Origin of the sequence: Indiicoccus explosivorum, from assembly GCF_002167005.1 — a bacterium.
In the GTDB taxonomy this organism is placed as follows: Bacteria; Bacillota; Bacilli; order Bacillales_A; family Planococcaceae; genus Indiicoccus; species Indiicoccus explosivorum.
The window spans coordinates 39,075-52,825 of sequence record NZ_NHTN01000035.1; the positions used below are offsets into that span (position 1 = coordinate 39,075).

Below are 13,751 nucleotides of genomic sequence, written 5' to 3' on the forward strand. Positions count from 1 at the left end.
GACATGGCAACTCATTTTGAAGGTTTTTTAACAGGCGAAGGACTGCGGATCGGCATCGTCGTCGGCCGCTTCAATGAATTCATCACCGGCAGACTGCTGAGCGGTGCGGAAGACGCGCTGAAACGGCACGGCGTGGAAGACAGCAATGTCTCCATCGCCTGGGTGCCGGGCGCATTCGAAATCCCGCTTGTCGCGAAGAAAATGGCGATGAGCGGAAACTATGATGCCGTCATCACGCTCGGTACGGTCATCCGCGGCGCGACGCCGCACTTCGATTATGTGTGCAGCGAAGTCGCAAAAGGCGTTTCCCGGGTGAACGACCAGTCCGGCATTCCAGTCATTTTCGGCGTGCTGACGACCGATTCGATCGAACAGGCAATCGAACGGGCAGGTACGAAAGCGGGCAATAAAGGATGGGAAGCCGCGGCATCCGCGATTGAAATGGCGAACCTGATGAAAAAACTCGGATAATTCATGAAAAAAGACCAGCCGTCGCGGCTGGTCTTTTTTGGACCGTCCTAATTGTTTTTCAGTTCTTATCGGACAGCGGATTTTCAGTCTTCCCCATGGACGCCGACGGCCGCTGCACCGAGTGTCTTCGCTGCAACAAGCATGGCGCGCTCGTCGAAATCGAAGCGGGGGTGGTGGTGCGGATAAACCCGCGATTCGTCTTCAAGCATCGCGCCGGTGAAGAAAAAGGTGCCGGGCACGTGGTGCAAATAATAGGCGAAATCTTCACCGCCCATTTGCGGCGCGCTTTCGTTCACTTCTTTGACACCCGGCACTTGTTCGGCGGTTTTCTTCAAATACAGCGTTTCCGCTTCATGGTTATCGACCGCCGGATAGCCCCGCACGAACTCAAAATCGATGCTGCAGCTGCTGGCGGCTGCCATTCCTTCGCAGATCCGGCGCATTTCCTGTTCCACCAATACACGTGTCCCTTCGCTGAATGTGCGGACAGTGCCATGGAGCAGCGCTTCATCCGCAATGATGTTGAACGCATTTTCCGCTTTGAACGTACCGATCGACAGCACGGCGGGTTCGAGCGGATCGACACGCCGGGAAACGACTTGCTGGAGAGCGGTGACAAGCTGGGCGCCGATTGCGACGGCATCCTTCGTTTCATGCGGCATCGCCCCATGGCCGCCCCGGCCCTTCACATTGATTTCGAACCGGTCGGCCGCCGCCATGATCGGGCCTGTGCGGTACTCGATATGATGAGACGGCTTCGTGGACCAAAGGTGCGTGCCGAAAATGACATCGACGCCATCGAGGCAGCCATCTTCGATCATCGAAATGGCGCCGCCCGGCTGGTATTCTTCCGCATGCTGGTGGATCAGGACATACGTGCCCGGCAGATCCGCTTGCAGTTCATGGAGCGTTTTGCCGAGCGTCAGCAATGTCGCGGTATGCCCATCGTGGCCGCAGGCATGCATGACGCCTTCTACAGTGGATTTGTATTCACAGTCTTTCTCATCCTGGATCGGCAGCGCGTCGAAATCTGCACGAAGTGCGACCGTCTTGCCCGGTTTTCCGCCTTTGACCACAGCGACGACTCCGTTGCCGCCGACATCTGTGCGCACATCGACACCGAGTTCCCTGTAAAAATCCGCTATGTACTTCGCTGTTTTCGTCTCTTTAAAAGAAGGTTCCGGGTTCATGTGCAAATAGCGGCGGATTTGGACCATGTCCTCGTACTTATCTTCCAATTTTCCATACAGTTCGTTCAGCATTCGCTCCACCTCGGTTGTCGGAATTGTCGTACTTCTAGAGCTTAGCACAAAAGCGGACACTGCGTGAACGGCCCTGATTCTTAAAGGGAAATAAATGAAGAAAGGCTGTCCGGCAAGCCGGATTTCCGACCCGCCGGACAGCCTGTTCCGGTTTCATTCCTCTTCAGGTTTTGCATGATACGTCGTGATATACGAGGAGCCCGAGAAGATATTCTGGCTTTTCAGCCCGCTGTCGGTGTCCCGCTTCTCATGGGCTTTATTGAACGCCTGTGATTCCTTCCATTTTTCAAAGAAGATCGGGGATTCCCATTCCGTCAGGACGACATACGTATCGGATTTCACTGGGCGCAGCAGCCGGAACGCGATGAATCCGGGCTGGTTCTCGACCGCTCCTGCCCGGTTCGTGAACCGGTGCTCGAAAACCGGACGCCCTTCATCGGAAACGGGGATATTATTGAAGACAAAAAAACCTTTTTCGTTCAGCTCTCCTGCACTGCTGATGACTTCATACCGTCTTGGTGTAGCGAAGACTGTTTTCTTTTCCGTTTCGTGAAGAACGAGCGTGGTATTTTCACCCTGCATGATCACCATCGTCTCGCCGGCGTATTTTTCGCGCAGTTTCCGCATGTAATCGTACGTTCCTGTGGTCATATACAGATTCACCAAAAAACCTCCTTCATTCCTTCTGCTTTTATTATAAACTTCCCGAAAACAAAATGCGCAAAACAACCTATGGCGAAACGGTGAAGCGCAAAGCGTCTATTTTATGACATTTCGGCGCCGTGCCTATACAATGGGAAATGGAGCATCTATAGTTTAATCGGAATAAAAAACGGAATTGAGCAGCAGAAAGGGAGTCGCGATTCAAATGGCAAAGGCGTTCAACGATAACTACCTCCGTGCAGCGCGCGGGGAGAAGACCGATCACGTTCCGGTATGGTTCATGCGGCAGGCGGGCCGGTCACAGCCGGAGTATCGGGAACTGAAGGAAAAGTACTCGCTCGAGGAGATCACGAAGCAGCCGGAACTGTGCGCATATGTCACGAAGCTTCCGGTCGACCAGTACGGTGTCGATGCGGCGATCCTGTACAAGGACATTGTGACGCCGCTGCCGGCGATCGGTGTGGACGTCGAGATCAAAGCGGGCATCGGTCCGGTCATCGCTAATCCAATCCGATCAGCGCAGGACGTCGCAAGACTTGGGGAAATCGATCCCGTGCAGGACGTGCCGTATGTGCTGGAGACCATCCGGATCCTGACGGAAGAGCAGCTGGATGTGCCGCTCATCGGCTTTGCCGGTGCGCCGTTCACGTTGGCCAGTTATATGATCGAAGGCGGGCCGTCGCGCAGCTACAACAAGACGAAAGCGCTCATGGTCTCGGAACCGCAGACGTGGTTCGCGCTGATGGACAAACTGGCGGATACGATCATTCCGTACATGAAAGCACAAATCGGAGCCGGCGCGAAAGCGATTCAAGTATTTGATTCATGGGTCGGGGCCCTCAGTGCGGATGATTACCGGATCTTCATCAAACCGGTCATGGACCGGATCTTCAGCGAACTGCGCGAAGAAGGGATGCCGCTGACCATATTCGGCGTCGGCGCGAGCCACTTGGCGAGAGACTGGCATGACCTTCCTGTGGACGTAGTCGGGCTGGACTGGCGCCTGCCGATCCGGGATGCCCGGAGCATGGGGCTGACGAAAACCCTGCAGGGCAATTTCGATCCGTCATATTTGCTGGCGGACTGGAGTGTCATCGAAAAGCGGGTGAAGGACATCGTGGATCAGGGGATGGAATCGGACGGCTACATTTTCAACCTCGGCCATGGCGTGTTCCCGGAAGTGGATCCGGACACATTGAAGCGGCTGACCGCTTTTGTCCATGAATACAGCGCGAAGCAAAAAACGAATTCTTAAACTGACTGATATGAGGTGGAACGACTGATGAAGAAGACAATGGGACTGCTGGTGATGGCGTACGGCACGCCTTATAAAGAAGAAGATATTGAACGCTATTACACGCATATCCGGCACGGGCGCAAACCGAGCCAGGAAAGCATCGATGATTTGCGGGAACGTTATGAAGCGATCGGCGGCATTTCACCGCTCGCAAAAATCACGCGGGAACAGGCGGAAGCGCTTCGCGACCGGCTGAACGACGCCCAGGAGGACATCGAATTCAAGCTGTACATCGGCCTGAAGCACATCGAGCCGTTCGTCGAAGATGCTGTGGAAGCGATGCATCGCGATGGCATTAAAGAAGCGGTATCGATCGTCCTCGCCCCGCATTTCTCGACATTCTCGATCAAATCGTACAACGGCCGGGCGAAAGAGGCGGCTGAAAAACTGGGCGGTCCTCACATCACATCGGTGGAGAGCTGGTACGATGAACCGAAATTCATCGGTTACTGGAGCAATAAAGTCAAAGAGACATTCAGCCGGATGACAGAAGATGAGCGGAAAAACGCCTGCCTCGTCGTGTCGGCCCATTCGCTGCCGGAAAAGATTACGCAGGCGGGCGACCCGTATCCGGAGCAGCTGGAGGAAACGGCCAGACTGATTTCACAGGCGGCAGGTGTCGAGAACGTCGCAATCGGCTGGCAGAGTGCCGGTCAGACCCCCGAACCTTGGCTCGGACCGGACGTGCAGGATCTGACGCGCGACCTGTATGAGCATGAGGGGTACACATCTTTCGTGTACACACCTGTCGGCTTCGTGGCGGATCACCTGGAAGTGCTGTATGACAATGATTACGAATGCAAAGTGGTTTGTGATGATATCGGGGCGGCTTACTACCGTCCGGAAATGCCGAACACCGATCCTTTGTTTATCGATGCCATGACAGAAACGGTTCTCAAAAAGCTCGGGAACGAGTGAACTGACAACGGAAGTGTGATGAAATGTGACGGAACGAACACGGAAAGTGACAGTGGTCGGCGGCGGCATCACCGGCCTTTCAGCGGCTTTTTATCTGCAGCGTCAGGCGCGTGAGCGGGGAATCCGGCTGGAACTGACGCTCATTGAAGCGGCGCACAGGCTTGGCGGCAAGATCCAGACGGTCCGGCGCGACGGGTTCATCGTGGAAAGGGGACCGGACTCTTTTCTTGCCCGTAAGGCCGGAATGCGGGATCTCGTGAAAGGGCTTGGCCTCGAGAATGAGCTCGTCCGGAGTGCGGCCGGTCAGACTTATGTATTGTCCGGTGAAGAACTCCACCCTGTCCCGGGCGGATCTATCCTTGGTGTGCCGCGGGACTTCTCACCGTTTTTGTCGAGCGGTCTGCTGTCGTGGAGCGGGAAGGTCCGGGCGGCAGCCGAACTGATGCTGCCGAAGCCGGCACCGGAGGCGGATGAATCTGTCGGCGCGTTTTTCCGCCGCCGTTTCGGCGGTGAGCTGGTCGATAATCTGATCGAACCGCTCCTCGCGGGGATTTATGCAGGTGACATCGACCGCCTCAGCCTGGAATCGACGTTTCCGCAATTCCGCCGGCTCGAACAGGAACACCGGAGCCTGCTGTATGGGATCAGAAAGTCTTCGATGATGACCGGCCCTCAGCCGCTCAATCCCGGAGAAGGGATCTACCAGACGTTCCGCGGCGGTCTCGATACAGTGGTCCGGGCGCTTGAAGAAGCGCTCGTATCGCAAGGCGCGGCTATTTTAAAAGGTGTTCGGGCGGAGCGGTGCGAAACAGAAAGGGAAACCATGAATTTAACGCTCAATGACGGTTCTGTTCTGCAGTCGGATGGGATCATTCTGGCTGTGCCCCATTTCATGGCGAAGAAACTGTTCAAGCCGCACGGTTTCCTTGAAGAATTGGATGATATGCCGTTTGCGACAGTCGCAACTGTTTCTGTCGCTTTCCGTGAAGAAGACGTGGACCAGCACTTGGAAGGCACCGGATTCGTCGTTTCCCGCAATACCGACACCGCGGTGACCGCCTGCACTTGGACACATCGGAAATGGCCCCACAGCGCGCCGGAAGGACACACGCTTTTCCGTGCATACGTCGGACGGCGGGGGAATGAAATGATCGTCGATATTTCGGACTCTGAGATCAGTAAGGCTGTATTGGAAGACTTACGTAAGACGATGGACATCCGCGGCGAACCTGAATTTGTGATTGTGTCCCGTTTTCCGAATGCCATGCCGCAATATCCGGTCGGCCATAAAGACCGTGTGGCTGAAGCGAAAGCGGAACTTCAGCGCAAGTTCCCGGGAGTCGAGCTTGCAGGCAGTTCTTATGGCGGCATCGGACTGCCGGACTGCGCGGAACAGGGAAAAACAGCAGCAGCTGCATTACTGGAGCGGCTTTGACAGAAAGGGAAGACAACGATGAAAAAATGGATGCTGGCAAGTTCAGTCCTGTTCCTTCTCGCCGGCTGCGGCGCTGAAGGTTCAGCTGAATCAGAAACGGAAGGGACTCTCCAGCCGGTCGAAGTGGAAATTCTGACTGCACCGACAGCTGATCCTGGCGATGAAGTCATCCTTTCAGCGGAGGTGCTGCAAGGCGGGGAGCCGGTGGAAGAAGCGGATGAAGTCCTCTTTGAAGTATGGGAATCCGGCGACCGCAGCAATGCGGTGAAGCTCGAAGGCGAACATACAGCGGAAGGCGTATACGAAGCTGCGCATGTGTTTGAAGAGGAAGGGCTGTATTACCTCGTTGCACATACGACTGCGAATGGGCTTCATACGATGCCGCAAATGGAGCTTACCGTCGGCGATCCCGATCCGGCGAGCATCGTGCCGGATGAAAGCGGGCCGGAAGATGGCATGGAACACATGGAAGAAGGGCACGATGGCCACAGCGAATGAAAGTTGGAGACCGCTCCGGAGACGGGGCGGTTTTTTGCTGCCGTGCGACCGGGAAATGGTGCACACGTGCACAAATCGGGCTGAACGTGCAGAAACCGCTTCTTCCTTCTGAAAAACAGCCGGCCGCCTGTAAAGGCTGCCGGCTGTTGTACTTACGCTTCGTTGCATGAGTCGCAATGATTTCCATAACACTCATGCTGTTCTTCGATCACTTGGCCACAGGACGCACACTGTTTCGGGGGAAGGTTCTTGAAAAATTCGACGACATTTTCCACTTTTCATCCGCTCCTTTTGTAGTAGTACTGTGTTGATAATAAACAGTGTATTATAACAGTAGTAGAGTGTCAACGAAAAGTATGCATCATTTGAAACTTTCCGTTAAACTGAATGAGGGAACTAATTGTAAAGGAAGTGGTACGGTGTATTTTGTAGACAATAAAGGGATAACCGATCCGCGTATCAACCTGGCAATTGAGGAATACGTGCTTCGGAAAGGGGACGTGGAAAAGGATTCTTATTTCCTGTTCTATATCAATGAGCCGTCGATCATTATCGGGAAAAACCAGAACACGATCGAAGAAATCAACACGGAGTATGTGGACGAGCAAGGAATCCACATCGTCCGCCGGCTGTCAGGAGGCGGGGCAGTTTACCATGATTTGGGGAACTTGAACTACAGCTTCATCACGAAAGACGATGGAGACAGCTTCCGCAACTTCCGCAAGTTCACAGGTCCGATCGTGGATGCTCTGCAGTCGCTCGGAGTGGCTGCGGAGCTGTCGGGACGGAATGATCTGGTCGTCGATGGCCGCAAAATATCCGGGAATGCCCAATTCTCCACGCAAGGGCGGATGTTCAGCCATGGTACGCTGATGCTGGATACGGAAATCGGTGAAGTCGTCAATGCGCTGAAGGTGAGCAAAGATAAGATCGAGTCGAAAGGCATCAAGTCGATCCGCAGCCGCGTAGCGAACATCTCTGAATTCCTGGATGAGCCGATGACGATCGAGGAATTCAGAAAGTACATTCTCCACTCTATTTTCGACGGGGAAGCGAACGTCAAGTATTGGGAACTGTCGGATGAAGATTGGGAAAATATCCGGAAACTGTCCGAAGAACGGTACGGCAACTGGGAATGGAATTACGGCAAATCGCCCAAATTCAATATCCGTCATTCGCACCGGTTCCCGGTCGGCGGAATCGATGTCCGCCTTCAAGTGGAAAACGGCACCATCCAGGAAGCACATATTTATGGGGATTTCTTCGGTCTCGGCGACATCGATGAAGTGCAGCAGGCGCTTACCGGTGCGAAGTATGAGCGCGCGGCGCTGTCGGAAGCACTTGATGGTCTGGATATTCCTTCGCTGCTCGGCGGGATTACAAAAGAGGAATTCGTCAACCTCATTTATTAAGATTTGATGAAGAGCCTGCCCGCGCGCAGGCTCTTTTGCTACAATAAGGAAAAAAGGAAAGGGGGATGAGCATGGCGGATCATCGGATTTTTATCGTGGAGGACGATGCCAAGATTGCGGAACTGCTCGCGGCGACGCTCCGGAAGTACCACTATGAGGTTCGGACGGCACAGGATTTTGATGCCATCACGGAAGAGGCGGCCGCGTTCCAGCCCCATCTCATCCTGCTGGATATCAACTTGCCGTCGTATGACGGCTATTACTGGTGCCGCCAGCTCCGCCAGGAGACGACTTGCCCGGTGCTGTTCATATCCGCCCGTTCAGGTGACATGGATCAGGTGTTTGCGCTGGAGAATGGCGGAGATGATTTCATCACGAAACCTTTCCATTATGAAATCGTCCTTGCTAAAATAAGAAGCCATTTACGCCGCTCGTATGGGGAATATGCGCCGAAACAGGAGGAGCGGGTGATACAGGCCGGACGGCTCACGCTGTATCTGGAGCGCCTGGAGCTCCAGATCGGCAAGCAAGTGATTCCGCTCCAGAAAAAAGAGTGCTCGATTCTGGAACTGCTCATGCAGCAGTATCCCAAAGTGGTGGCGCGGGAACAGCTTCTGGAAGAACTTTGGGATGACCAGGCGTTCGTCGATGAAAATACACTGAATGTCAACATGACCCGCGTTCGGAAAAAACTGTCGGATTACGGGGTCAAATCATCGATCGAAACGGTGCGCGGTGCCGGATACCGGCTGCTGCTGGAAGAAGGGGAGACATGATGGTGCGGCTGTTTTTCAGGGAAAACGCCGCTTTGTTGATCTTCGGTATACTCCTCGTCATCTTCATCCTCTTCCTTTTTTGGCTTGACGGATTCCGGAGCACAGACACCTTTACTTACTCTTTCATCATGGCGGTCCTGCTGCTGGCGGTGTTTCTGCTGTCGAAATTCATCCGGCGCTATACGTTTTACCGCCGGGTCCTCAGCCGGCCCGAATCGATGGAGAGCGCACTGGAGCGCAATGCGAAAACGCCTGAACTCCTGGAGACGGAGCGGTATATGCACGAGCTCTACAAACTGTATCAGCAGGAAGTGCAGGCGCTTTATGCCGGTCAGAACCGGCAGATCCGCTTCATGAACCAATGGGTGCACCAGATGAAGACGCCGCTTGCCGTGCTGGAAATGCTGATGCAGGAAGAGGGGGAGCTCGACAGGAAAAGTGTGCAGGAAGAGTTGGACCGGCTGAAGGCGGGATTGGAGACAGTACTGATGAATGCCCGGCTGGAGACGTTCGAGGAAGATATGCAGGTCGACAAGGTGGAACTGCGCAGACTGGTGCAGGAGACCGTATCGGAAAATAAACGATTGTTCATTTCCAGAAGGGTCTATCCGTCCATTGATATTCCCGAGGAGTTCATAGTGACGACCGACCGGAAGTGGATGAAGTTCACCATTAGCCAGTTTCTGACGAATGCGGTGAAATACACATTCGAACCGGATAAGAAAGTCTTCATCGAAGCGGCTTGCAAGAATGGAGACGTGCTGCTGAAGATCTGGGATGAAGGGATCGGCATACCGTCTTCGGACCTGGCCCGCATCCGCCGGCCTTTCTTTACGGGAGAGAACGGACGGAGGACCGGCGAATCGACCGGCATGGGCCTGTACCTGGCCGACGAAGTCTGCAAAAAGCTCGGGCACAGACTGGAAATTTCATCGGAACCGGGCGAAGGGACAGAAGTCTCCCTTCTGTTCCATCAGCAAGAGCAGTCAGATAAGGAGTGAAAAGGATGCCGCTTCTGAAAATCGAAGACGTGACGAAAGTATATGAAGGAAAGGTGACGCACCGGGCGCTCAATCAGCTCAGCTTTGAAGTGGAGCAGGGAGAGTTCCTCGCGGTCATGGGACCGTCGGGGAGCGGCAAGACGACTCTTCTGAACGTGATTTCGACAGTCGATTCGCTGACGGGTGGGTACGTGCAGATCGGCCGGACCGATCCGTATGCCCTCGACAAAAATGAACTGGCGCTGTTCAGGCGGCGTGAACTCGGTTTCGTTTTCCAGGATTTCGGCCTGCTTGAAATGCTGACAGTCGAAGAGAATCTGGTGCTGCCGCTGACGCTCGACAACGTGCCGACCGACCGGATGGCGAAACGGGTGCTGGAAGTCGCGAAGCAGCTGAGCCTGACCGGTATCCTCCATAAACGCCCGAGTGAAATTTCGGGCGGGGAAGCCCAGCGCACAGCGATCGGCCGGGCGCTGATCCATGAGCCATCCCTCATATTGGCGGACGAGCCGACCGGCAACCTCGATTCCAAGACATCGCGCGACGTGCTGGAGCTGCTGTCGGATGCAAGCCGGGCCCGCGGGGCTACCATCGTGATGGTGACACATGACCCGGTCGCTGCCAGTTACTGTGATCGGGTGCTGTTTATAAAAGACGGTGAATTTTTCAATGAGATTTACCGAGATGACCGGCGCCAGACGTTTTATCAGCGCGTGCTGAATGTGCTGTCGCTGCTTGGGGGCAACGTGAATGACCTTTCGGCAATTCGCCTTCCGTAACGTGCTGAGAAGCCGAAGGAGCTATGCCGCTTTTTTTCTGGCGAGCGTCTTTTCGGTCATGGTGTTTTTCATTTATTCCATGTTCATTTTCCATCCGCAGTTCCGCAATGAAGGGCTGGAGCGGCTTGCGCTCAGGGGGATGTTCGCGGCAGAACTGGTGCTTTATGTGTTCACGCTGTTTTTTCTCCTTTATTCCATGGGGGCGTTCCTGCAGGCGCGGTCAAAGGAATTCGGCCTGCTCATGCAGCTCGGGATGACCCGGATCCAGCTTGGCTGGCTCGTGTTCCTCGAGACGATGATCATCGGCATGGTATCGATTGCCGCCGGTATGATCTTCGGCTTTGCGTTCGCCAAGTTCTTCCTTATGATCGGCAGGGAACTGATGGAGATGGATGATCTGCCGCTGTATTTTTCGTGGCAGCCGTTCGTCCTGACTCTTTTCGCTTTCCTCAGTCTGTTCGTGCTCATCTCGGTCATCAGTGTATTTTTCATCCGGACCCGCCGGATCACCGACCTGCTGCGGGGGGAGTGGCAGAACGGAAGAACCGGCAGCTATTCCAGACCGTTCGCGGTCGCGGGTGTCCTGTTCCTCGTGATTTCCTACGCGCTCGCCGCTGCGGTGAAGGACAGCACCGTCTATTTGATGACTATCGTGATTCCGCCGCTCGCCACCGTCGCGACGTATTTATTCTTCACTCACACCGTCCACTGGCTGCTTTCCCTTTACAAAGACCGAAAAGATGCATACTGGCGCCAGACGCGCCTCGTGTCCATTGCGGAGTCGGCCGTCAAACTGAAAGAAAGCGCGCATATGTTCTTCATCGTAACGATCGTCTCGACGGTCGCGTTCCTGACTGTCGGCACGCTCGCGTCATTCATGTCCTATACAGGCGATTTCCGGGAACACAATCCGCTCGGGCTCATCTACCTGTCGTTCGGCAGCGAAGAACTCGGAGAGACACATGCCGCTTACCTCCAGCAGGAACTGGCCGCGGAGGGGCTCGCCTATGAATTGGTCCCGCTCACTGTGAAACAGCAGACGTCGGCGGAAGCCGGGGTTGCTGTTCAGCTTTTGAAGGAACAGGAGTTCAACCGGATTGCTGGCGCACTCGGACAGCCGGCCGCCGATCTGCGGAAAGGGGAGGCCCTATCCATCGCTTCTGATGAAACGCTTGCGGAACAGATGGAGGAGCAGGACCTCCTGCTTGAGGAAAGCTCGATTTCTCTGGAAAACATCGACCCGTACCCGCATGCGGTTTTTCCGGCCCATTCACTCGGAGATAACACACTCGTGCTGTCGGATGAAGATTTTCTGGCGGTCGATGAACCGCCGGCCGGGCTGTCGGACAATGCGGAGATCTTCACTTACTATGCATTCGATGTGCCTGCCTGGACGGAAACGGCTGGGGTCGGGGAAGTGCTCACGGAACGGATGGCAGAGGCGCAGACGGAAGGCGGGGACATCAACTTCTACTTTGAGAATCCGGGTTTCAGTTATTACTGGTTCAAGTCCTCGTTCGCTTTGCTGCTGCTGATCGGCGTCCTCGTGGCGGCTGTGTTCCTCCTCGCTGCGGGAAGCTTCATTTATTTCAAGCTGTACACAGGACTTGAACGCGACAGGAAACAGTATGCACTGCTGATCCGGCTTGGGATGACGCAGCAGGAACTGCGGAAAGTCGTTAATCGCCAGCTGATCCCGCAGTTTTTCCTGCCGTGGACCGTCGCCCTCGTCCATAGCGGTTTCGCTTTTGTGACGCTCCAGACTGTTTGGGATGAATTTGCCGCATCCTCCATTTTCCTGGAAATGACGGTCGTCCTGGCCGGCTTCACCGTGCTGCAAATCCTTTATTTCTATCTGATCCGCTGGCGCTATCTCGCGCATCTGCAGGCACCGTAAATTTTGCGGTGCCTGTTGTTTTGTCTGAAGATTTATTATAAAATGAAAACGACAATAATGAATGAGTGTTCATTCAACAAGAAAGAGGGATTAAGCATGAACTTAGTGACCCGTGTCCGTGATATTGCGGCTGAAGAACCGCAAAAAACTGCTTATGTGTTCCAGGAAAAAGAAGTGTCTTATGGGGAATTCGAACAGACTTCAGCGAAGTTCGCCTCGGCATTGAAAGAATTGGGCGTCGGCAAAGGCGACCATGTGGCTTTTCTGCTCGGCAACACTCCGCATTTCCTGATTTCCTTGTATGCCGTCATGCGGGTCGGCGCCACTGCGGTTCCGATCAACCCGATTTATACACCTGATGAAATCGCCTATATTGTGCAAAACAGTGAGGCGAAAGCGGTCATCGCGCTTGATCTGCTGCTTCCGCTCGTTGAAAAGGCGCATGCGGCGCTGCCCGCTGTTGAATCATTCGTCATTTGCGAGACAGACCCTGCCACTGGCGACAAACTGAAAGCGCTTCCCGACAGTGTGAAAGGGAAGACACACGCATTCTCCGCCTTGCTGGCAGGCACAGCAGGCACGGCGGAACCGGCTGAAACGGCGGCGGATGATACGGCTGTCATCCTTTACACTTCAGGGACGACAGGAAAGCCGAAAGGTGCCATGCTGACGCACGGCAACTTGTACTCCAATGCACGCGACGTGGCGGAATACCTTCAGTTTTCCACCGACGACCGGGTTGTGGCGACGCTGCCTGTATTCCACGTATTCGCGCTGACCGTCGTCGTCAATGCTCCGCTGCTGAAAGGGGCTGCCATCCTGCTCGTTCCAAAATTCAGTCCAGGGGATGTCTTCGACGTCATCCGCAGCCAAAAGGCGACCGTGTTTGCCGGTGTCCCGACCATGTACAATTTCCTTTATCAGTTCCCTGAAGGCAGTAAGGAGGACTTCGAATCGATCCGCCTCGCCATATCGGGCGGCGCTTCGCTCCCTGTGGCGCTGCTGCACAACTTCGAAGAGAAATTCAATGTGCGGGTATCCGAAGGGTATGGCCTGTCAGAGGCATCACCTGTCACTTGTTTCAATCCGCTTGATCGCGAGCGGAAAGCGGGCTCGATCGGACAATCGATCATCAATGTGGAAAATAAAGTCGTCGATGAACTTGGTGATGAAGTTCCGCCGGGGGAAGTCGGGGAGCTGATCGTCCGGGGGCCGAACGTGATGAAAGGCTATTACAACATGCCTGAAGAAACGAACGCCGCCATCCGGGATGGCTGGCTCTATACAGGGGACTTGGCGCGTATGGACGAAGACGGCTACTTCTATATCGTCGACCGCAAAA

The 13,751-nt window shown here is 54.7% G+C and carries 14 protein-coding genes; 11 read left to right on the forward strand and 3 right to left on the reverse strand.

Features of this window, described 5'->3' with window-relative positions; genetic code table 11:
* Nucleotides 1-3: 3 nt before the first annotated feature.
* Entirely contained in the window at nucleotides 4-471 is a 468-nt protein-coding gene (gene ribH, locus CCE92_RS11000) for a 6,7-dimethyl-8-ribityllumazine synthase (RefSeq protein ID WP_088007821.1), read from the forward strand.
* 83 nt (nucleotides 472-554) lie between these two features.
* Here ribH and CCE92_RS11005 read toward each other — a convergent pair whose 3' ends face one another.
* Together CCE92_RS11005 and CCE92_RS11010 are read right to left on the reverse strand one after the other, a co-directional pair.
* A complete protein-coding gene (locus CCE92_RS11005; protein ID WP_088007823.1) occupies nucleotides 555-1,733 on the reverse strand; it encodes an amidohydrolase in 1,179 nt (392 codons plus the stop codon).
* A gap of 153 nt (nucleotides 1,734-1,886) precedes the next feature.
* On the reverse strand, nucleotides 1,887-2,396 hold the full coding sequence (locus CCE92_RS11010) for an antibiotic biosynthesis monooxygenase family protein (RefSeq protein ID WP_088007825.1): 510 nt from the start codon (nucleotides 2,394-2,396) through the stop codon (nucleotides 1,887-1,889).
* A 205-nt stretch (nucleotides 2,397-2,601) separates the two neighbouring features.
* Here CCE92_RS11010 and hemE point away from each other — a divergent pair, with 205 nt between their 5' ends.
* Genes hemE through CCE92_RS11030 form a run of 4 tightly spaced genes read left to right on the forward strand, consistent with a single transcriptional unit; the run spans nucleotide 2,602 to nucleotide 6,544 of the window.
* On the forward strand, nucleotides 2,602-3,651 hold the full coding sequence (gene hemE, locus CCE92_RS11015) for a uroporphyrinogen decarboxylase (protein WP_088007827.1): 1,050 nt from the start codon (nucleotides 2,602-2,604) through the stop codon (nucleotides 3,649-3,651).
* A 24-nt stretch (nucleotides 3,652-3,675) separates the two neighbouring features.
* Complete coding sequence (gene hemH / locus CCE92_RS11020) at nucleotides 3,676-4,611, forward strand: ferrochelatase (RefSeq protein WP_088007853.1); 936 nt, start codon at nucleotides 3,676-3,678, stop codon at nucleotides 4,609-4,611.
* 25 nt (nucleotides 4,612-4,636) lie between these two features.
* Nucleotides 4,637-6,046 carry a protoporphyrinogen oxidase gene (gene hemY, locus CCE92_RS11025; RefSeq protein ID WP_088007829.1) on the forward strand — a complete coding sequence of 470 codons (1,410 nt, stop codon included), beginning with the start codon at nucleotides 4,637-4,639 and terminating at the stop codon, nucleotides 6,044-6,046.
* A gap of 18 nt (nucleotides 6,047-6,064) precedes the next feature.
* The gene (locus CCE92_RS11030) at nucleotides 6,065-6,544 is read left to right on the forward strand and encodes a FixH family protein (RefSeq protein WP_088007830.1); all 480 of its coding nucleotides are present in this window, start codon (nucleotides 6,065-6,067) and stop codon (nucleotides 6,542-6,544) included.
* 152 nt (nucleotides 6,545-6,696) lie between these two features.
* On the opposite strand, the gene yhfH is transcribed toward CCE92_RS11030, so the two are convergent.
* Nucleotides 6,697-6,819 (reverse strand): protein YhfH, encoded by a 123-nt coding sequence (gene yhfH / locus CCE92_RS11035; protein WP_088007832.1) that lies wholly within the window; start codon nucleotides 6,817-6,819, stop codon nucleotides 6,697-6,699.
* Nucleotides 6,820-6,963: 144 nt separating this feature from the next.
* Between yhfH and lplA the strand changes: the two genes are divergently transcribed.
* The 6 genes from lplA to CCE92_RS11065 form a co-directional block, all read left to right on the forward strand.
* Nucleotides 6,964-7,956, forward strand: a complete 993-nt coding sequence (lplA, locus tag CCE92_RS11040; RefSeq protein WP_088007834.1) for a lipoate--protein ligase — start codon at nucleotides 6,964-6,966, stop codon at nucleotides 7,954-7,956.
* A gap of 71 nt (nucleotides 7,957-8,027) precedes the next feature.
* Nucleotides 8,028-8,732, forward strand: a complete 705-nt coding sequence (locus tag CCE92_RS11045; protein WP_088007836.1) for a response regulator transcription factor — start codon at nucleotides 8,028-8,030, stop codon at nucleotides 8,730-8,732.
* The gene (locus CCE92_RS11050; RefSeq protein ID WP_088007838.1) at nucleotides 8,732-9,733 is read left to right on the forward strand and encodes a sensor histidine kinase; all 1,002 of its coding nucleotides are present in this window, start codon (nucleotides 8,732-8,734) and stop codon (nucleotides 9,731-9,733) included. Before CCE92_RS11045 ends, CCE92_RS11050 begins: the two co-directional genes overlap by 1 nt.
* Before the next feature lie 5 nt (nucleotides 9,734-9,738).
* A complete protein-coding gene (locus CCE92_RS11055; protein WP_088007840.1) occupies nucleotides 9,739-10,512 on the forward strand; it encodes an ABC transporter ATP-binding protein in 774 nt (257 codons plus the stop codon).
* The gene (locus CCE92_RS11060) at nucleotides 10,484-12,409 is read left to right on the forward strand and encodes an ABC transporter permease (protein ID WP_088007842.1); all 1,926 of its coding nucleotides are present in this window, start codon (nucleotides 10,484-10,486) and stop codon (nucleotides 12,407-12,409) included. Before CCE92_RS11055 ends, CCE92_RS11060 begins: the two co-directional genes overlap by 29 nt.
* 96 nt (nucleotides 12,410-12,505) lie before the next feature.
* Nucleotides 12,506-13,751 (forward strand): AMP-binding protein (locus CCE92_RS11065; RefSeq protein ID WP_088007844.1); only part of this gene is annotated, 1,246 nt, incomplete at its 3' end.

Coding starts and splice junctions, on each gene's coding strand:
- ribH (WP_088007821.1), top strand. CDS start 4: ATGGCAACTCATTTTGAAGGTTTTTTAACAGGCGAAGGACTGCGGATC.
- CCE92_RS11005 (WP_088007823.1), bottom strand. CDS start 1,733: ATGCTGAACGAACTGTATGGAAAATTGGAAGATAAGTACGAGGACATG.
- hemE (WP_088007827.1), top strand. CDS start 2,602: ATGGCAAAGGCGTTCAACGATAACTACCTCCGTGCAGCGCGCGGGGAG.
- CCE92_RS11030 (WP_088007830.1), top strand. CDS start 6,065: ATGAAAAAATGGATGCTGGCAAGTTCAGTCCTGTTCCTTCTCGCCGGC.
- CCE92_RS11045 (WP_088007836.1), top strand. CDS start 8,028: ATGGCGGATCATCGGATTTTTATCGTGGAGGACGATGCCAAGATTGCG.
- CCE92_RS11050 (WP_088007838.1), top strand. CDS start 8,732: ATGGTGCGGCTGTTTTTCAGGGAAAACGCCGCTTTGTTGATCTTCGGT.
- CCE92_RS11055 (WP_088007840.1), top strand. CDS start 9,739: ATGCCGCTTCTGAAAATCGAAGACGTGACGAAAGTATATGAAGGAAAG.
- CCE92_RS11060 (WP_088007842.1), top strand. CDS start 10,484: ATGACCTTTCGGCAATTCGCCTTCCGTAACGTGCTGAGAAGCCGAAGG.